This window comes from Mesorhizobium sp. GW821-FHT04C10 (assembly GCF_059420305.1).
In genome coordinates this window covers 5,457,431-5,476,470 of record NZ_JBWKTL010000001.1, presented here as the reverse complement: position 1 = coordinate 5,476,470, position 19,040 = coordinate 5,457,431, and the positions used below count along the sequence as shown (strand labels likewise).

Annotated in this window: 15 protein-coding genes and 1 tRNA gene; 5 read left to right on the top strand and 11 right to left on the bottom strand. The window is 64.1% G+C overall.

Translation table 11 applies throughout. The features are described from left to right. Nucleotides 1–56 precede the first annotated feature (56 nt). Together AC07UC_RS26735 and AC07UC_RS26730 are read right to left on the bottom strand one after the other, a co-directional pair. Nucleotides 57–133, bottom strand: a tRNA-Pro gene (locus AC07UC_RS26735). Nucleotides 134–208: 75 nt separating this feature from the next. Then, the gene (locus AC07UC_RS26730; protein ID WP_494907938.1) at nucleotides 209–1,093 is read right to left on the bottom strand and encodes an NmrA/HSCARG family protein; all 885 of its coding nucleotides are present in this window, start codon (nucleotides 1,091–1,093) and stop codon (nucleotides 209–211) included. 99 nt (nucleotides 1,094–1,192) lie between these two features. On the opposite strand from AC07UC_RS26730, the gene AC07UC_RS26725 reads away from it, so the two are divergent. Together AC07UC_RS26725 and AC07UC_RS26720 are read left to right on the top strand one after the other, a co-directional pair. Then, nucleotides 1,193–2,092 carry a LysR family transcriptional regulator gene (locus AC07UC_RS26725; protein WP_494907937.1) on the top strand — a complete coding sequence of 300 codons (900 nt, stop codon included), beginning with the start codon at nucleotides 1,193–1,195 and terminating at the stop codon, nucleotides 2,090–2,092. A 43-nt stretch (nucleotides 2,093–2,135) separates the two neighbouring features. After that, nucleotides 2,136–4,376, top strand: a complete 2,241-nt coding sequence (locus AC07UC_RS26720) for an AGE family epimerase/isomerase (protein ID WP_494907936.1) — start codon at nucleotides 2,136–2,138, stop codon at nucleotides 4,374–4,376. 7 nt (nucleotides 4,377–4,383) lie between these two features. Here the strand turns inward: AC07UC_RS26720 and betB are convergent, their stop codons facing one another. The 5 genes from betB to betI all read right to left on the bottom strand — a co-directional run bounded on the left by betB (nucleotide 4,384) and on the right by betI (nucleotide 10,673). Continuing rightward, nucleotides 4,384–5,847, bottom strand: a complete 1,464-nt coding sequence (betB, locus tag AC07UC_RS26715; protein WP_494907935.1) for a betaine-aldehyde dehydrogenase — start codon at nucleotides 5,845–5,847, stop codon at nucleotides 4,384–4,386. Nucleotides 5,848–5,909: 62 nt separating this feature from the next. Continuing rightward, nucleotides 5,910–7,562 carry a choline dehydrogenase gene (betA, locus tag AC07UC_RS26710; protein WP_494907934.1) on the bottom strand — a complete coding sequence of 551 codons (1,653 nt, stop codon included), beginning with the start codon at nucleotides 7,560–7,562 and terminating at the stop codon, nucleotides 5,910–5,912. After that, entirely contained in the window at nucleotides 7,555–8,556 is a 1,002-nt protein-coding gene (locus tag AC07UC_RS26705; RefSeq protein WP_494907933.1) for a threonine/serine dehydratase family protein, read from the bottom strand. Before AC07UC_RS26705 ends, betA begins: the two co-directional genes overlap by 8 nt. Further along, nucleotides 8,557–10,086 carry a choline-sulfatase gene (gene betC / locus AC07UC_RS26700; protein ID WP_494907932.1) on the bottom strand — a complete coding sequence of 510 codons (1,530 nt, stop codon included), beginning with the start codon at nucleotides 10,084–10,086 and terminating at the stop codon, nucleotides 8,557–8,559. It lies immediately after the preceding gene. Further along, nucleotides 10,083–10,673 carry a choline-binding transcriptional repressor BetI gene (betI, locus tag AC07UC_RS26695; protein ID WP_494907931.1) on the bottom strand — a complete coding sequence of 197 codons (591 nt, stop codon included), beginning with the start codon at nucleotides 10,671–10,673 and terminating at the stop codon, nucleotides 10,083–10,085. The genes betC and betI overlap by 4 nt, the downstream gene beginning before the upstream one ends. 199 nt (nucleotides 10,674–10,872) lie before the next feature. Here betI and AC07UC_RS26690 point away from each other — a divergent pair, with 199 nt between their 5' ends. Together AC07UC_RS26690 and AC07UC_RS26685 are read left to right on the top strand one after the other, a co-directional pair. Further along, nucleotides 10,873–12,039 (top strand): acetyl-CoA acetyltransferase, encoded by a 1,167-nt coding sequence (locus tag AC07UC_RS26690; protein WP_202323268.1) that lies wholly within the window; start codon nucleotides 10,873–10,875, stop codon nucleotides 12,037–12,039. Between the two features lie 28 nt (nucleotides 12,040–12,067). Continuing rightward, nucleotides 12,068–13,072 (top strand): asparaginase, encoded by a 1,005-nt coding sequence (locus AC07UC_RS26685; protein ID WP_494907930.1) that lies wholly within the window; start codon nucleotides 12,068–12,070, stop codon nucleotides 13,070–13,072. A gap of 9 nt (nucleotides 13,073–13,081) precedes the next feature. On the opposite strand, the gene AC07UC_RS26680 is transcribed toward AC07UC_RS26685, so the two are convergent. Continuing rightward, on the bottom strand, nucleotides 13,082–14,458 hold the full coding sequence (locus AC07UC_RS26680) for a TIGR03808 family TAT-translocated repetitive protein (RefSeq protein WP_494907929.1): 1,377 nt from the start codon (nucleotides 14,456–14,458) through the stop codon (nucleotides 13,082–13,084). 120 nt (nucleotides 14,459–14,578) lie between these two features. Here AC07UC_RS26680 and greA point away from each other — a divergent pair, with 120 nt between their 5' ends. Then, complete coding sequence (greA, locus tag AC07UC_RS26675; protein WP_140768705.1) at nucleotides 14,579–15,052, top strand: transcription elongation factor GreA; 474 nt, start codon at nucleotides 14,579–14,581, stop codon at nucleotides 15,050–15,052. A 6-nt stretch (nucleotides 15,053–15,058) separates the two neighbouring features. Here the strand turns inward: greA and AC07UC_RS26670 are convergent, their stop codons facing one another. The 3 genes from AC07UC_RS26670 to AC07UC_RS26660 all read right to left on the bottom strand — a co-directional run bounded on the left by AC07UC_RS26670 (nucleotide 15,059) and on the right by AC07UC_RS26660 (nucleotide 18,913). Beyond that, nucleotides 15,059–15,286: an AbrB/MazE/SpoVT family DNA-binding domain-containing protein gene (locus AC07UC_RS26670; protein WP_172351288.1), complete on the bottom strand. Its 228-nt coding sequence runs from the start codon at nucleotides 15,284–15,286 to the stop codon at nucleotides 15,059–15,061. Nucleotides 15,287–15,353: 67 nt separating this feature from the next. Continuing rightward, nucleotides 15,354–17,474, bottom strand: coding sequence for a methylmalonyl-CoA mutase (gene scpA, locus AC07UC_RS26665; protein ID WP_494907928.1), 2,121 nt, complete (start codon nucleotides 17,472–17,474; stop codon nucleotides 15,354–15,356). Beyond that, on the bottom strand, nucleotides 17,471–18,913 hold the full coding sequence (locus AC07UC_RS26660) for a methylmalonyl-CoA mutase subunit beta (protein ID WP_494907927.1): 1,443 nt from the start codon (nucleotides 18,911–18,913) through the stop codon (nucleotides 17,471–17,473). Before AC07UC_RS26660 ends, scpA begins: the two co-directional genes overlap by 4 nt. Nucleotides 18,914–19,040: the final 127 nt, after the last annotated feature.

The following is a 19,040-nucleotide window of genomic DNA, read 5'->3' as shown; positions in this document are numbered from 1 at the left end:
TCAGGTGGCATATCAATCAAGCGCCAAAGTCGGGATGCGCTAACACATTGTTTTTCTGGTCGGAGTGGCAGGATTTGAACCTGCGACCCCCTCGTCCCGAACGAGGTGCGCTACCAGGCTGCGCTACACTCCGTGACCAGACGGCGGGCTTATAGCCGCCACACTTCATTCCTGCAAGCGGCAATGGCAGCACTTCTGTCGCATTTCATCAGCTTTCGTCGCGCAGGCCGCTGATGTTCCAGTTAAATGCGTGCGCCCAGTCGGCAAAACCGTGCCAGCGCACTTCGGGGAACTCCCTTTGCAAGGCGGCGATGTCGACGTCGTAGCCGACGCGGTCGAACCATTCGAACATCAGTGCCGCGTCCTCGCTCTGCTGGCGGGCGGCCGCGATCGGGATCTCCTGATAGCGGATCGGGCGGCCGATGGCCTCGGACAGGGTTCTTGCCTGCTCTTCACCGGACAATTCATCCCCTGCAAAATCGAAGCGCTTGCCGAACACGCGTTCGCGCCGCTCGGCCAGAGTGGCGACGAACGCGCCGATATCCGCCAGCGAGACCAGTTGGAGGACACGCTTAGGCGGCATGGCGAAGGCATGGCTGCCCTGGCTGAGCGCGCCGATCGACCACGGTGCGACGACATTCTCCATGAAGGCGACCGGCGCGCTGATCGTATAGGGAATGCCGAGCTGCCTGACATGCTGCTCGACCAGGTATTTGCTTTCGAAATGCGGAATGCCGGTCTTCTTGTCGGCGTCGGCAACGGATGAATAGATCAGGTGTCCGATACCGGCGGCCTTTGCCGCATCGGCGGCTAGAATCCCCTGGCGGGTTTCCTCCTCAAGGCCGGCCTCGTAGCTGTTGCCCATCAGGAACATGGTGTCGGCGCCTTTTGCGGCCTTCACGACTGAGACCGCGTCGGCGAGATCGCCGGCAACAACCTCGGCGCCAGCCAACGCCAGTTGCCGCGCGGCTTCGCTGTCCGGCTTGCGCGTCAATGCCTTGACGCGATGGCCCCTGGACAGCAGGGCATGCGCCACCGCACCGCCTTGCTGGCCCGTGGCACCGGTCACAAGAATGTTTCGTTTGCTGGTCATCTGATCTGCTCCTTCTGTTTGTCTGGAGCAAAGCTAGGGCCTATTGCATTGATGCATAATTGTATATAATTGGAAAACTTTGTCCCAATTTTGAGTGCAATGATCGATCTCAACGATATTGTCGTGTTTGCCCGCGTCGTCGAAGCCGGCAGCTTCACCGCCGCGGCGCGTCTCCTCGCCATGCCCAAGACGACGGTCAGCCGCCGTGTCGCCGCGCTCGAACGCGAGGTCGGCGTGCGTCTGCTGCAGCGCACCACGCGCAGCCTCAACCTGACGGATGCCGGGCGTCTCTACTATGAGCGGAGCAGCCAGGGGCTGCGGACGATAGAAGAGGCGAATCTGCACCTCGCCGAGGCGAGGGCGGAGCCTTCGGGCACGATCCGAATCTCGGCTCCGGTTGGTTTTGGGGGGCACTTCCTCATCCGCGCCGTGGTCGACTTTCTGACGCTGTACCCGAAGACCAATGTCGAACTTCGCCTCACCGACGACAAGCTCAATCTGGTCGAGGATGGCATCGATCTCGCCTTCCGTACCGGGAGACTGGAGGATTCGACGCTGATTGCCCGCAAGCTCGGTTCCACGCACAGGCTGCTCTGCGCCAGCCCCGCCTATCTCGCCCGATACGGGATGCCGGAAAGCCCGGCCGATCTCTCCCGCCATCGATGCGTCATCGCGGGTCCGTCGGCCTCAGGCGCTCATTGGGTGCTGGATGGCCCACAAGGCCAGGAAACCGTCGTAGTCGCCGGGCGCTTCGCCGCCAATGAGATGCAGGCGGTGGTGGCGGCCGCGCTCGCGGACTTCGGCATCGCTCAATTGCCACAGCCGATAGCGGAGGGATTGATCAACGAGGGACGGTTGCGGCGCGTCCTCGACGGCTATACGACACCGGCCGGTGGCCTGCACGTTCTCTATCCCAGCAGCCGGCACCTTTCCCCCCTGGTCAAGGCCTTCATCGACCTGGCGGTCGAGCGCATTTCCAATCGGGTAAACACGGCTTAAAGGCATGCCTGCTACCCCAGACCAACTTCTAAGCGAGACCCGAATGAGCCAGCGCATCGTCAGTTTTGTCATGAGCGGCGGCGTCGGTTCGCGGCTCTGGCCGCTGTCGCGCGAGGACAATCCCAAGCAGTTTCACGACCTGTCCGGCGACGGTTCCATGCTGGCCAAGACCTTGCGCCGGCTGACGGCAAGGCCCGCGGGTCAAACGCCGATCTTCCTGATCGCCTCCGAGCGCCATGCCGAGCGCGTCCATGCCGACCTGGCCGGCCTGGATCTAGCGGGCGGGGGTCCGCTGTTCGAGCCCACGGGGCGCAACACCGCCGCCGCGATCGCACTGGCAACGCTGCGCACCCTGTCCGAATTCGGCGACAGCCTGGTCCTGGTTGTGCCATCGGATCACGAAATATCGACCGCAGGGCAATTCTGGCAGAGCATCGAGGCCGGCGCCGAGGCGGCGCGCGCCGGCCGGCTCGTGGTGTTCGGCATCAAGCCGACACAGCCCGAGACCGGCTATGGCTATATCGAGGTGGCAGGTGCGCAGGGCGGCATCTTCGACGTCACGCGCTTCGTCGAAAAGCCGGACCTTGCGACGGCGCAGAGCTATCTCAGGGCGGAAAACTTTTACTGGAACACCGGCATCTTCCTGTTTCGAGCCGGCGCCATGCGCGATGCCTTCGCGGCGTTCCAGCCGGACATCTGGCAGGCCACCGCGGCCGCCTACAAGGCGGCGACATCGGACCTGTCCGGCCTCTATATGCCGCTGGAGCTCTATGAAGCCATCCCCTCGATTTCGATCGACTACGCCATCATGGAGCGGGCGCAAGGCATTGCCATGGTGCCGGCCGACTTCCGCTGGAACGATCTCGGCTCCTGGCAGTCGCTGCTCGATGTCGGTCCGGCCGACGAGCAAGGCAATGTCGTCATCGGCGATGTCGTCGCCATCGATTGCGAGAACTCCTACATCCGCAGCGACGGCCGCCTGTTGTCGGCGATCGCCATGAAGGATGTGGCCATCGTTTCGACCGCCGACGCGACTTTCGTCGCGCCGGTCAGTCACAGCCAGCACGTCAAGAAGATCGTCGAGCAGCTCGAGAAATCGGGCCGGCTGGAAACCAGGTTCACGCCGGCGCATGACCGCGTCATCGAAAGCGGCGCCTGGCGGCGGCGTGTGCACCACTGGCTGTTTCAGGAGACATTGCCGCTGTGGTCGACATCAGGCGTCGACGAGCGTCATGGCGGTTTCCATGAAGCGCTGGGCTTTGACACCAACCCGCTCATGAAGCCCAAGCGCATGCGGACCCAGGCCAGGCAGGTCTATGCCTTCGCGGTCGCCAGCGCGCGCGGCTGGCATGGTCCGGCCGACCGGCTGATCAGCCACGGTATCGAGTTCATGGCCAGGAATGGCCGCACCGACAAAGGCGGCTGGGTGCGTACGCTCCATGTCGACGGCTCCGTCGCCGATGCCACCGAGGATGCATACGATCATTCCTGCGTGCTTCTGGCACTCGCCCATGCGCATATGTCGGGCAATCCCGATGCCTTGCGGCTCGGCGAGGAAACCTTCGCGTTCCTCGATGCGCATCTCGAGGATCATCGCATGACCGGTTTCCTCGAAACATCGGACGGGAAGGGCGAGCGGCGCTCCAACCCGCACATGCATTTGCTTGAAGCGTTCCTGGCCTGGCATCAGGCAACCGGCGAGCGTGCTCACCTGCGCCGCGCGGCGCGCATCATCGATCTCTTCCGCAGCCATTTCTTCGACCGGGACAGCTGGACGCTGGGCGAATATTTCGATGACGAATGGAGGCCGGCCGCCGGTGAGAAGGGCGCGTGGACCGAGCCCGGCCATCACTTCGAATGGGCTTCGCTGCTGGTCGATTTCGCCGGACGCAGCGGCCAGGCCGAACTGAGCGGCTTCGCCAGGAAACTCTATGCCTCGGCCATCGCCAATGGCCTCAACCGCGCCACCGGCCTTGCCTATGGGGCGGTCTCGCGGCAGGGGCTGCCGCTGGACCTGATCTCGCGCAGCTGGCCGCAGGCCGAAGCGGTCAAGGCGGCGATTGCGCTGGATGGTTCGGGCGGCCCCGATCTCAAGCCGGAGATCGAGGAACGGGTTGGCCGGCTGTTCCGCTGGCACATCGACCCGGCGCCGCTCGGCCTGTGGATAGACCGCATCGACGAACGCGGCCGCTCGCTGGCATCGGATGTTCCGGCCAGCATCTTTTATCACCTGGTCTGCGCGCTGACGCAGTATCTGGATGGAACGGCGGAGAAGGCGGCTTAGGCTGGGCTCAATACGGGCTCGCCACGTCCCCCGTCTCGACATAGATCGACTTGAGCTGCGAATAGAGCGCCAGTGCCGCCAGCGAATTCTCGCGGCCGATGCCGGACTGCTTGAAGCCGCCGAAGGGGATTTCGACAGGTGTCAGATTGTAGGCATTGATCCAGCAGGTGCCGGCCTGCAATTCGGCGATGACACGGTGGGCGCGCGGCAGGTCGCGGGTGAAGACGCCGGCGGCCAGGCCGAATTCGGTGTCGTTGGCGCGGTCGATCACCTCGTCCTCGCCGTCGAATTTCAGCACACTCATGACAGGCCCGAAAATCTCCTCGCGGGCGATGCGCATCGTGTCGGTGACACCGGTGAAGACTGTCGGCTCGATGAAGAAGCCGCCGTCAAAACCTTGCAGCGAGGGGACATTGCCGCCGCAGGCCAGTGTGGCGCCATCCTGCTTGCCGATCCCGATATAGCCGACAACCTTCTCATGCTGTGCTTTCGAGACCAGAGGCCCCATCTGGGTCTCGGGGTCGAGCGGATCGCCGATGCGGATTTTCTTGGTCCGCTCGACCAGCCGGTCGACGAAGCGGTCATGAATGCCGCTCTGCACGAAGACGCGAGTACCGTTGGAGCAGATCTGGCCGGTCGAGTAGAAATTGCCGAGCATGGCTCCGCCGATGGCGTTTTCGATGTCGGCGTCGTCGAAAACGATCAGCGGCGACTTGCCGCCGAGCTCCATCGTCGCGTGCTTCATCTTCGAGCCGGCGAGCGACAGCACCTTGCGTCCGGTCGGCACCGAGCCGGTCACCGAGACCTTGGCGACGACATCGTGTCCCACGAGGCCGGCGCCGACATCGCCATAACCCTGCACCACATTGAATAGCCCGTCCGGCAGGCCGGCCTCGCTGTAGATCTCGGCCAGCGCCAGTGCTGAAAGCGGCGTGTTCTCCGACGGCTTGAACACCATGGCATTGCCCATGGCCAGCGCCGGTGCCGATTTCCAGCCGGCGATCTGGATCGGGTAGTTCCAGGCGCCGATACCGACACAGACGCCGAGTGCCTCGCGCCGTGTGTAGGCGAAAGGCCCGCCGAGATCGACGGCCTCGCCATTATAGGCGGCGACCGCGCCGCCGAAATATTCAAGGCAGTCGGCGGCGGAAGGCGCGTCCGCCACCAGCGTCTCCTGGATCGCCTTGCCGGTGTCGAGCGTCTCGATGCGGGCGAGGTCGGCATTGCGTGCGCGAAGAATGTCGGCGGCGCGGCGCAGGATACGGCCGCGCTCGACCGGCTTCAGCCGAGCCCAGGCCGGCTGCGCGGCCCGTGCGGCCTCGATGGCGAGTTCCAGGACATTCGGCGTCGCCGAGCGCAGCATGGCGATGGTCTCGCCGGTTGCCGGGTAGATGACGGGCAGCGGCGCGCCTTGCTCGTCGTCGATATAGCGTCCGTTGACATAGTGCGATGCCGTGGGCTGGGCGCGCATGGGAGTCTCCAATGGTCCGGCGCCGCGAAAGTGGGCGGCTCAATCTATGGGTGGATCATGCTCTATCTGTCCGACGCCTGCCAGCGGGGATTGATCCATGGTTCCTGGTTGGACGGCGCCAGCGGCGTGCGGCCAAGAATGTGGTCGGACGCCTTTTCACCGGTCATGATCGACGGTGCATTGAGATTGCCGTTGGTGACGCGCGGGAAGATCGAGGAGTCCGCGACCCGCAGTCCCTCGACACCGATCACCCGGCATTCCGCATCGACGACGCTCATGAGATCGTCGGCGCGGCCCATCTTGCAGGTGCCGCAGGGATGGTAGGCGCTCTCGGCGTGGTCGCGGATGAAGACATCGAGATCGTCGTCGGACTGCACATGGCTGCCCGGCGAGATCTCCTGGCCGCGATAGGCGTCGAAGGCCTTCTGGCCGAAGATTTCGCGCGTCAGCCGGATACAGTGGCGGAACTCCGCCCAATCGTCCGGATGCGACATGTAGTTGAAGTGGATCACCGGCTTCGCTTTCGGGTCCGGCGAGCGCAGCGTCACCGAGCCGCGCGACTTCGACCGCATCGGTCCGACATGGGCCTGGAAGCCATGCGACTTCGCCGCCGCCTTGCCGTCATAGCGCACCGCCGCGGGGATGAAATGGTACTGGATGTCCGGATAGTCGACACCGGCCTGGGAGCGCACGAAGGCTGCCGCCTCGAAATGGTTGGTGGCGCCGAGGCCGGACTTGAAGAACAGCCATTGCGCGCCGATCATCGCCTTGGAAAAAGGGTTGAGCACCGAATTCAGGGTGATCGGCTTGGTCGATTCCTGCTGGATGTAGAGTTCCAGGTGATCCTGCAGATTGCGGCCGACGCCGGGGCGGTCGGCGACGACGGCGATGCCGTTTTCGCGCAAATGCTCAGCCGGTCCGATGCCGGACAGCATCAGGATCTTTGGCGAGTTGATCGACGACGCGGCGACGATTACCTCGCGTCGCGCCTTAACGACCTGAATCTGTTTGTGAGCTTCGATTTCCACGCCGATGGCGCGTTGATTCTCGATGATCACCCGGCGCGCAAAGCCCTTGACCAGACTCACGTTTTTTCGCCTGAGCGCCGGCTTCAGATAGGCTGATGCCGCCGACCAGCGGCGACCGCCGCGAATGGTCTGCTCCATTGGGCCGAAGCCTTCCTGCTTGGCGCCATTGTAGTCGTCGGTCAGTTCGAACCCCGCCTGGCGGCCCGCCTCGACGAAGGCGCCATAGAGCGGATTTCTACGCGAGCCGCGCTGGACATGCAGCGGGCCGCTTTTGCCGCGCCAGCCATCCTCGCCGCCATCGGAGTCTTCCATGCGCTTGAAATAGGGGAGCACGTCGGCAAAGCTCCATCCGGTAGCCCCTTGCTCGGCCCAGTGGTCGAAATCGCGCGCGTGCCCGCGCACATAGACCATGCCATTGATCGAGGACGAGCCGCCGATGACCTTGCCGCGCGGCGTCGCCAGCACGCGGCCACCGAGATGCGGCTCCGGCTCGCTGGCAAAGCCCCAGTCGTAGAGGCTCATGTTGAGCGGGATCGATAAAGCCGAGGGCATCTGGATCAGCGGCCCGATATCGCTGCCGCCAAATTCGATGACGATGACCGAATGCTTGCCGTCCTCCGACAGGCGATAGGCCATGGCCGAACCGGCCGAGCCGGAGCCGATGATGACGAAATCCGCTTCAAGCATGGTTCATATGCGCCATAAAATCGGCGAGCGAGACATTGCCGCCGGTAGCCACAACAAGGACGTTTCTGTCCTTCACATCGACATTGCCGCCGAGCAGTGCCGCCAGTGACGCAGCCCCGGACGGTTCGAGCACCAGTTTCATGCGCTCGAAAGCGATCCGCATGGCGCGGCGCACAGATTGATCGTCGACGGTGATGCCGCGAACGCCGGCGGCCTTGACCGCGGCGAACGGCGCATCGCCCGGCCGTCGCGACATCAGCCCGTCGCAGATCGACTTCGGACCGATCGGCATCGTCTCGATGCTGCCATGCGCCAGCGACGAACCCATGCCGTTGAAACCTTCCGGCTCGACGCCGATAATCTCGGTTGCGGGCGACAGGTAGTGGAAGGCGAGCGAAACGCCGCCGATCAGTCCACCGCCGCCGACCGAGCAGAACAACAGGTCGGCGCTGGCGTCCTTGGCGGCAAGCTGGTCGAGCGCTTCGAGGCCGGCGCCCGCCTGGCCGGCGATGATCTCGGGATCGTCGAACGGATGCAGCAGTGCCAGCCCTTCCATCTCGGCGATCTCGCGCGCCTTGGCGGAGGCGACTTCCTCACGCGCGCGGTCGCCATGGTCGGTCAGCACGACGCGTGCGCCGTAGCCGGCGGTCGCGTCACGCTTGGCGGCCGGTGCATCGATCGGCATGACGATGGTGACGGGAATGCCGAGCGCCTGGCCGGCGGCGGCCAGTCCTTGCGCGAAATTGCCGGAGGAATAGGCAACGACGCCCTTCCTCGCCTCGTCGGACGAAAGCCGTTTCAACCGCCAATAGGCGCCGCGTATCTTGAACGATCCCCCCCATTGCAGTGATTCCGGCTTGATGAAGACGCGGGCCGCACCGGTTTCCCTGGCGAGTGCGGCCGATTCCAGCAGCGGCGTGATCTGCGTCGCCTTGGAGGTGACGGCGTAGGCCTGCTTGAGATGGTCAAGGGAGGGGACGAGAAGGTCTGCCATTTATTCGCCTCGCGGAAACCGCTTCTGCTCTTCGAGCACGTTGAGATCCATGTGGTTGCGCATGTAACGTTCCGAAGCCTTCTGCAGCGGCTGGAACTCCCAGGGGTAGTGCGTTCCGTTGCGCAGTGCCGGATAGACCACCCAGCGCCGCGCCTGGCTGGCCCGCACGGCAGCGTCGAAAGCCGCCATATCCCAGCGTGCGCGGACCTTTTCCATGAAAGCCGCCACCAGATCCGCATGCGCCGGATCGGTTGCGAGATTGCTCAATTCATGTGGGTCTGCTTCGATGTCATGGAGTTGCGGCGGATCGATCTCGCAGTGGACGAACTTGTAGCGGCCGTCACGGATCGCCACCAAGGGCGCGTTGGAGCCTTCGGCCGCATATTCCATCAGCACTGGCGCCGTACGCGGCTTGCCTTGGAGCAACGGCAGCAGCGACTGGCCGTCGGTCCATGGCGCGATCGCGCTCATGTCGATGCCGGCGAGGTCGCACAATGTCGGCGTCACATCGAGATTGGAGACTGGCGCCTCGATCAGCCCGACCGGCACGCCCTTGCCGGCGATCATCAGCGGCACCCGCGCCGAGCCCTCGAAGAAGCACATCTTGAACCACAGGCCGCGCTCGCCGAGCATGTCGCCATGGTCCGAGCAGAACATGACGATCGTGTCGTCGAGCATGCGCGTGCGCTCGAGCACCGACAGCAATTCGCCGACCTTGTCGTCGAGATAGGAGATGTTGGCGAAGTAACCCCGCCGCGAGCGGCGGACCTGTTCTGCCGTGATGTCGAAACTGTCGTAGTCGGAAGCCTTGTAGAGCCGCTGCGAATGCGGGTCTTGGCCGTCATAGGCGATGAAGCCCACTTCTGGTTCGAGCGCCGGGCAATCCTCGTAGAGATCCCAGTACTGCCGCCGTGCCACATAGGGGTCGTGGGGATGGGTGAAGGAGACCGTCAGGCACCAGGGCCGGTGCGCGGCATCCTCGGAGACGCGGGCGAAGTCATAGAGCTTCTGCACCGCGTGGAAGGCGACCTCGTCGTCATATTCCATCTGGTTCGAGATCTCGGCGACGCCGGCGCCGGTCACCGAACCCAGATTGTGATACCACCAGTCGATCCGCTCGCCGGGCTTGCGGTAGTCCGGCGTCCAGCCGAAATCGGCGGGATAGATGTCGGTCGTCAGCCGCTCCTCGAAGCCGTGCAACTGATCGGGGCCGACGAAATGCATCTTGCCCGAAAGCACGGTGTGATAGCCGTCGGCGCGCAGGTGATGGGCAAAGGTCGGGATCGACGAAGCGAATTCGGCGGCGTTGTCATAGACCTCGGTGCGCGACGGCAACTGGCCGCTCATGAACGAGGCACGGCCCGGCGCGCAGAGCGGTGAGGCCGTGTAGTTGTTCCTGAAGCGCGCCGAGCGGGCCGCCAACGCTTTCAGATGCGGCGCGTGGAGAAACGCGGCCGGCCCATCGGGGAAAAAAGTCCCGTTGAGCTGATCGACCATGACGATCAGGAAATTGGGTCGCTTGACTGTCACTGTTTGTGCCGCTCGCCGAGTTTGGTTTCGAGATAGTCCTCGACCAGCGCGATCGCGGTCGCGGCGTCGGGCACGCCGTCCTTCAGCGCCCGCCTGATGTAGAGCCCGTCGATCATCGCCGCCGTCGCTTCGGCGGCGCGGTCGGCCTCTGCCCTGGGCAGGATGCCGGTCAGCCCGCTCATCAGGTTCGAGTGCAGCCGCCGTGCATAGACCCTGAGCAGCCGGCGCAGCGCGGATGATTTCTGCGCCTCGACATAGAAGGCGAGCCAGGCGGCGATGGTTTCCGGCTGGAACTGTATGTCGGAGAAATTGACGGCGACCACGGCCGAAACGCGTTCGCGCGGGGAGGCGGCGGATTGCAGGGCCCGGCGCATGTCGATGGTCAGTTCGGCCAGGATATGCCGCATCGTCGCGAACAACAGCTCGTCCTTGGCCCCGAAATAGTGATGGGCAAGCGCGGACGATACGCCGGCGCGTCCGGCGATCTCGGACATGGTCACGTCAAGCGACCCGCGCTCGCCGATCGCCGAGATCGTCGCGTCGATGAGCGCCTTGCGGCGCAGTGGCTCCATTCCGACTTTCGGCATGTTGTTCCCGATTTTTGCGCGGAGGTTATTTTTTATTGACGGGTCAATCAACAAAAAATCGACGTGGGCACGACCTGCACCAAGCGATTGTCTGCTTGCGGCCCTTCACGGCTCGGGCGAGAATGTTTATATTTGAACAATAAAGGCGAGATGTGCCGTAAGCCCATATGCCAGGCTCGCGCCAAGGATGGAGATTGCCATGACCGCATGCATCGTCGGCTGGGCGCATTCGCGCTTCGGCAAGCTTGAGGGCGAAACGCTCGAGAACCTGATCGTCAAGGTCGCGACGGACGCGCTCGACCATGCGGGCATCGGCCCGGACGAGGTCGACGAGATCGTGCTCGGCCATTTCAACGCCGGCTTTTCGGCGCAGGATTTCACCGCCAGCCTGGTGCTTCAGGCGGACGACCGGCTGCGTTTCAAGCCGGCAACGCGTGTCGAGAATGCCTGCGCCACGGGATCGGCGGCGGTCAGGCAAGGCATCCGCGCCATCGATGCCAACGCGGCCCGCATCGTGCTGGTGGTCGGCGCCGAGCAGATGACGACGACGCCCGGGCCCGAGATCGGCAAGAACCTGCTGAAAGCGTCCTATCTGCCGGAGGACGGCGAGACGCCCGCGGGCTTCGCCGGCGTCTTCGGCAAGATCGCGCAGGCCTATTTCCAGCGTTATGGCGACCAGTCGGATGCGCTGGCGATGATCGCGGCCAAGAACCACAAGAACGGCGTCGACAATCCCTATGCGCAGATGCGCAAGGATTTCGGCTACGAGTTCTGCCGGCAGGAGAGCGAGAAGAACCCCTTCGTCGCCGGTCCGCTGAAGCGCACCGACTGCTCGCTGGTCTCCGACGGTGCCGCCGCCCTTGTCCTTGCCGACACGGCAACGGCGCTGAAGATGCGCCGCGCCGTCGCCTTCCGCGCCAACGAACATGTGCAGGACTTCCTGCCGATGTCGAAGCGCGACATCCTGTCCTTCGAAGGCTGCGAACAGGCCTGGACCCGCGCGCTGAAGAACGCCGGCGTCACGCTGGACGACCTGTCCTTCGTCGAGACGCACGACTGCTTCACCATCGCCGAACTGATCGAATACGAGGCGATGGGGCTGGCCAAGCCGGGCGAGGGCGCCAGGTTGGCGCTGGACGGCACAACGGCGAAGGACGGTCGCCTGCCGGTCAATCCATCAGGCGGGCTGAAGGCCAAGGGCCACCCGATCGGTGCAACTGGCGTCTCGATGCATGTGCTCACCGCCATGCAGCTTGTCGGCGAAGCCGGCGGTATCCAGGTGCCGGGCGCGAAGCTTGGCGGTATCTTCAACATGGGCGGAGCGGCGGTCGCCAACTACGTTTCCATTCTCGACAGGATCAGATAAACCGCCCCTGCATTTTGCGGGAGGTCATATGACAAATCCGGTTCTGATCGAGGTTCTGCGCGGCGCGATCGTCGAGAGCGCGCATCGCGGTGCGGTGGCGGTCTTCGATGCCGACGGCAAAGCGGTCCTGGAGATCGGCGACACCTCGAGGCCGGTGTTCCCGCGCTCGGCGGTCAAGGCGATCCAGGCCCTGCCGCTCGTCGAAAGCGGTGCTGCCGATGCCTATGGCTTCGGCAACCGCGAACTGGCGCTGGCCTGCGCCTCGCACTCGGGCGAGCCGGCGCATGTCGAACTGGCGCGCTCCATGTTGGCCAGGGCCGGGCTGGACGGGTCGGCGCTCGAATGCGGCGCGCATTGGCCCTCGAACCATGACGCCGAGATTGCGCTCGCCCGCACCGGCGATTTGCCCAACGCGCTGCACAACAACTGCTCGGGCAAGCATTCCGGGTTCCTCTGCACCTGCGTGCACTCCGGCATTGCGCACCGTGGTTATGTCAAGGCGGGGCACGCCTTGCAGGAAATGGTGCGCGACGCCATGCAGGCTGTCACCGGCGCTGTCCACGGCCCGGATGAGCGAGCGACCGACGGCTGCTCGATCCCGACCTATGCGGTGCCGCTCAGGAGTTTCGCGTTCGGCTTTGCCCGCATGGCCACGACACATGGTTTCGGTCCCGAGCGAGCCAAGGCGGCGAAGCGCCTGCTTTCCGCCTGCATGGCGGAGCCCTTCTTTGTCGCCGGCACAGGTCGCGAAGATGTCGCGCTGATGGAAGCAGCTCCTGGCCGGATCTTTGCGAAGGGCGGCGCCGAAGGCGTCCACTGCAGCGCGATACCTGAACTTGGCCTCGGCATAGCGATCAAATGCGACGATGGCGCCGGCCGCGCCAGTGAAGCCATGGTCGCCGCCGTCCTCGCCAGGCTGCTGCGTGCCGACGAGGCCCTTTCGGCGAAGCTGCTCGAACTGGCCAACGCGCCGATCGAAAGCCGGATCGGCGCCAAGGTCGGGGCGCTGAGGCCGACCCCAGCCTTGAACTGAAGATTGCCCTCAACTGACGCGGTTGCGCTCGACGGTCAGATGCGCAAAGCCGCTGTTGCTTGACTGGGTCAGGTCCGCTGTCACCGGCTCCGCCCAGCGCTGGCCGACGACGGCGCCGTTCAATGCGCCGTCGATGACGTTGTCGGAGATGACGGCCGTGCCGGCGCCCTCGACCACGCTGACGACGATGCCTGTGCCTGCCTTGCGGATGATGTTTCCGGTGGCCACCACATTGCGCAGATACGGGCCCCAGCCGATCGACATGCCGTAGAGCGGCGCGTTCTCTATGACATTGTTGGAAACGGTGGTGTCGGCCTCGACGCCGATGCCGACGCCGAACCCGGGTGGATCGGCGGTATAGGGGCCGCTGGTCGACAGATTGCGCACGATATTGCCGGAGCAGACCCCCATGCGGCCGCCTTCGTTGAAGTTGACGATCGATATGCCATTGGCCGCGCCATCGACGATGTTGTTGCTGATGACGGCGCCCTCGAAGGAGAATTCGGAATAGACTGCGGTCTCGCCCGAGCGTGAGCAGGTGTTGCCTGATATCTGCAAATTGCTGGAACTGTTGGCGCGGATCGCCGAGAAAGCGCAATCCGAGACCACGTTGCCCGAAATGATGACGTTGCCGGCACGGAAGGCGTTGATGCCATTGCCGTTCTGGCCGGTCCCGCCGCTGCGCGCGCCGATGCGTTCGACGCGGTTGCCGGTGACCATCGTGCCGTCTTCCGCCGCCTGCCAGCGATGAACGAGGATGCCGCCATTGGCGCAGTCGGAGACGGCATTGCCGGTGATTGCCAGTCCGCCCGCTTCGACCGAGTAGATGCCGGCGTCCGCCGCGCCCGATATGTCGGAGCGTTCGATGCGGCCCGCCGCATGTTCCAGCGCCAGTCCGTTCTTGCCGCTTCCGGTTATCTGGCAATTGTCGACGACGAGATGGCCGACTCGGCGCAGATCGAGCAGCCCTTGCGCATAGTCACCCATCGAGCGGTTCGAACCGTCGAAGACCAACCCGGCGAGTTCGATATGGTCGGCCTGTTCAGCCATGAAGAGGTGGCCGTCGCCGCCATAGACGATCCGCGTTGCCCCCGGCACGCCGGAAAGACGCACGCGGCTGGGCAACGAGAGATTGGACACCACATAGGTGCCCGCCGGCAGGAACACCGGTATGTCCCTGCTGTTCGCGTCGCGCAGCAGCTTGGCAAAGGCCTTGCTCTGGTCGTCGAATGTCCCGGGCTGCACGCCAAGTTCGGTGGCATTGATCGAGCCGCGCATCGAGGCTTTTTCGATGCCGGTCAGGCTGGCGGCCGCCGCCTTGCCAAGCGCAAGGCCTATCACGGCAAAGCCGGCGGTTTGCGTCAGCAGGGTTCGTCTGTTCAACATCGGCACACAATCCCAGTGTTCGACCCTGACACCGCAGGAATCGTGCCAGACGTCCTGTTCCACTCGACGAGGTATCGACAATGGCTTGTCGAGCAGCCATTCGGCGCCTAAGTTCAGGCAATGAGCAGAGCTTTTACCCGCGAAGAAGACAGCGAAAACGCCATCGCCGGCGTCGGCGAGCGGCCGATCAGCCCGCACCGCAATCTTGTGACGGAACGCGGCCTGGCGCAGATCGAGGACAATCTGACCGATCTGCGCGACGTTCTGGCGAAAGCCGAGCGGAAAGCCGATCGCGAGCGCATCGCGGTCGTGTCACGCGATCTGCGCTACTGGACCGCGCGGCGGGAGAGCGCCGAACTGTCCGTACCGGAGCCCGGCAGCGACGTCGTCCGCTTCGGCATGGGTGTCACGCTGGAAGGCGATGACGGCAAGAAAGTGCATTGGAAGATCGTCGGCGAGGACGAGGCCGATCCCACCAAGGGAAGCATTTCGCATGTTTCGCCGATGGCCGTCGCGCTGTTCGGCAAGAAGGTCGGCGACGTGGCCGCAGTCAACGGCAAGGAATGGGAAATCGTCAAGCTCTCGGATAGCTGACAACAGCTACTTGGCCAGCCTTTGCAACGCGACCTCATATGTGTCCATGACATCGCGAGCAGCGCGCATCTGCCGTTCGACGTCGTTGCTCTCCACCGGTCTTAGAATGACGCCGTCATCGGTTTCGATAATCTGGAGTTGATCGCCCACTTGCAGCTTCAGGCTGTCGAGCATTTCCGGTGGCAAGATCACGGCCCCTGATCCGTCGTCGAGCTTGTGGATGAGAGTCTTCACTGTCGTTACCCTTGGTTGCGCCCGTCATTGTGGCACAGCCTTTTTCAGCAATACAGAATGTTTTCGCTCAGCCCGCCAGCAGCCGGTCCATCAGCCGGTCCGCCGCTTCCGGAATAACCGTGCCTGGCGGAAAGATTTCCGCCGCCCCGGACTGCAGCACCGCGTCGTAGTCCTGCGGCGGGATGACGCCGCCGGCCACGATCAGCATGTCACCGCGGCCAAGCTTCTTCAGCGCGTCGCGCAATTCGGGGATCAGCGTCAGGTGCCCTGCCGCCAGCGATGACGCGCCGATGACATGGACGTCATGCTGGACCGCCAGTTTCGCGATCTCTTCCGGTGTCTGGAACATCGCGCCGACAGTGACGTCGAAGCCGAGATCGGCGAAAGCGGTGGCGATCACCTTCTGCCCTCGGTCGTGGCCGTCCTGTCCCATCTTGGCAACGAGGATGCGCGGCTTGCCGCCGTTTTTCTTCTCGAAAGCGCTGATCTTGTCCTGCAACCCGTCGATCACGGGACTGTCGCCAAGCGCCTTGCGGTAGACGCCGGAAATGGTCTGCACCGTCGCGACGTGGCGGCCAAAGGCCCTTTCCAGCGCGAACGAAATCTCGCCGACCGTGGCATTGGCGCGCGCGGCGCGGATGGCGAACTCCAGCAGGTTTTCGTTGCCTTGCGCGGCGCGGGTCAGTGCGTCGAGCGCGCTTTCCACGGCGGCGACCTCGCGCGTGCCCTTCAGCCGCTGCAGCTTCGACAGTTGCCGGGCTCTGACCTCGGCATTGTCGATCTTCAGCACGTCGACTTCGATGTCGTTCTCGGGGCGATGCGCATTGACCCCAACCAGCATCTGCTCGCCGGAATCGATGCGCGCCTGTGTGCGCGCCGCTGCTTCCTCGATGCGCAGCTTGGGGATGCCTTGTTCCGTCGCCGCCGCCATGCCGCCGAGAGCCTCAACCTCCTCGATATGGCTCAATGCGCGCGCCGCCAGATCATGGGTCAGCCGTTCGAGATAGGTCGATCCGCCCCACGGATCGATGGTGCGCGTGGTTCCGGATTCTTTCTGCAGGACGAGCTGCGTGTTGCGGGCGATACCCGCCGAATGATCGGTCGGCAGCGCCATCGCCTCGTCGAACGAGTTGGTGTGCAGCGACTGGGTATGCCCTTGAGTCGCGGCCATCGCCTCGATCATGGTGCGGATGATGTTGTTGTAGGGGTCCTGCGCCGTCAGCGACCAGCCGGAAGTCTGGCAATGGGTGCGCAGCGACAGCGAGCGCTCGTCCTTCGGCGCGAAATTCTTCTTCATCAGGGTCGCCCACAGCAGGCGCGCGGCCCTGAGCTTGGCCACTTCCATGAAGAAGTTCATGCCGATCGCCCAGAAGAAAGAGAGGCGCGGCGCGAAGCGGTCGATGTCGAGGCCCGCCGCGACACCGGCGCGGGCATATTCGATGCCGTCGGCGATCGTATAGGCGAGCTCCAGGTCGGCCGTCGCGCCGGCCTCCTGCATATGGTAGCCGGAGATCGATATCGAATTGAACTTCGGCATGTTCTTCGACGTGTAGGAGAAGATGTCCGAAACGATCCGCATCGAGGGCTTCGGCGGATAGATGTAGGTGTTGCGGACCATGAATTCCTTCAGAATGTCGTTCTGAATGGTCCCGGCCAGATCCTTCTGCGCAACGCCCTGTTCTTCCGCCGCGACGATATAGAGCGCCATGATCGGCAACACCGCGCCGTTCATCGTCATCGACACCGTCATGTCGCCGAGCGGAATGCCGTCGAAGAGCTGCCGCATGTCGAGGATGGAATCAATGGCGACGCCAGCCATGCCGACATCGCCGGCGACGCGTGGATGGTCGCTGTCATAGCCGCGATGCGTGGCGAGATCGAAGGCGACAGACAGGCCCTTCTGGCCGGCGGCAAGATTGCGCCGGTAAAAGGCGTTGGACTCTTCGGCTGTCGAAAAGCCGGCATATTGCCGGATTGTCCACGGCTGCTGGACATACATGGTGGGGTAGGGGCCACGCACGAAGGGCGGCAAGCCCGGATAGGTGTCGAGATACGGCAGGCCCTTGAGGTCGCCCTGATTGTAGAGATGCTTGACGACAAGCCCTTCCGGCGTCACCCGCTGGCCCTTGACCTCGAACGGTGCGCGGCGCGGCGGCGCCCAGCCGATCTGACTGAAATCCGGAATCAAGAGACCGCCCCGATGGATTGGTCGATGCGGGCCGGAAACAGCGGTTCGCACAGGACGACACCTTCGGTGAAAGCCGGCCGCTGCTTTGCGTCCAGTGTCTCGACCGGGCGCTCGGTCTTCTGTGGATAGAGTGTGGTGCCGATGATGGCCCGCTCGCCGGACTTGAAGGCGGCGTCGCGACGAGTGGCGGCGGCGCGAACACGCTTCTGGATGTGCCCGTCACGGAGGCTATACAGTATCCCCCCTTCGGCCTCGATCGTCTGCAACTCCGCCCAGGCGGCTTCGCAAAGATCTGATGTCAGCGCCTCGACCGCGCCGGAACCACAGGCGGGATCGGCGACATGATCGACATGGCTTTCATTGGCCATGATCAGTTGCGCGTTGCGTGCGACGCGGCGGGCAAAGGGAGCCGGCAGGCCGTGCGCGATCGTATGCGGCAGGATGGAGATCGAATCGGCTCCCCCCGCGGCCGCCGCGAAGCAGCCGATCGTCGTGCGCAGGATGTTGGTCTCCGGGTCCAATGTCGTCATCATGCGAAATGATGTCTCGGCATGGATGTTGGCCGTGGAATTGGGGATCGAGCAAGCCTCCTGCACCCGTGCCCAAAGCCTGCGCAGGGCCCGTACCTTGGCCATGGAGAGGAACTGGTCCTGGTCGACGCTGAGTGCGAAGCCGATATGAGGCGCGGCATAGACGAGCGGCTGCCGCGCCTTCTCGAACATTCTAAGATACGAAACCGCGGAAGCCAGCATGATCCCGAGCTCCTGCGCCTCCGTGGCGCCGGCATTGTGGAAGACGCGGCCGTCCGCTTCCAGAAGCACGCCCGGTACGCCCATCGAGAAGAAATGCGCCAGCGATTGCGGCATCGATTCCTGCAGCGCTTCGATCGACATGCGCAGCCGGCCGGTGCCGGCGAGGATCGCCGCCGGATCGATGCCGAAGGACAGGTTCAGCTTTGCCGGATCGGAGCGGCGCTTGCTCAGAAACGCCACCAGCCAGTCGGCCATCGGCCGGCTCCACGGGTGGGTGTCGATGCGGATCTGCATCCGGTTGAGGGGTACGCCCTCCAGCACGGTCTCCAGTGCCTGCGCGGTCCTCGGCAAGCCGTAGCCGAATGCGTTCGGCGCACCTTCGAAGACGAGCGACAATCCTGTCGCTCCCTGCGCGATGTCATCCAGGACCTGGGCCTTGGCACGATCGACGTCGGGATCGTCGACGCGCTGGCTGACAATCCACGGCGAGCGAGGATTCGCCCGCACGATCGGCTCGGCCCCGGCCGCACGGTCATAGAGCGGCTCGATGCGGATGCTGTCCTCGGTATGCGAAACCAGCTTTTCCTCGAAGGATGCGCCGGCCAACGCTTTTTCCGCCAAGGCCAGCCACCGCTGGCGTTCGGCATCCCCCGGTTCAACATCCCTGGTCAAGGCTCCAGCGCCCATCCATCTTCCTCGTTTATGTCGCCGCACCAGCCCGGAGCAGCTCAGTCTAGGGTCCCCGGCCGGTTATCGCAATGCGCGTCCAGGGTTTGAATTCGATCCATTTGATATAGGTCAGCTTGGGTGGGCG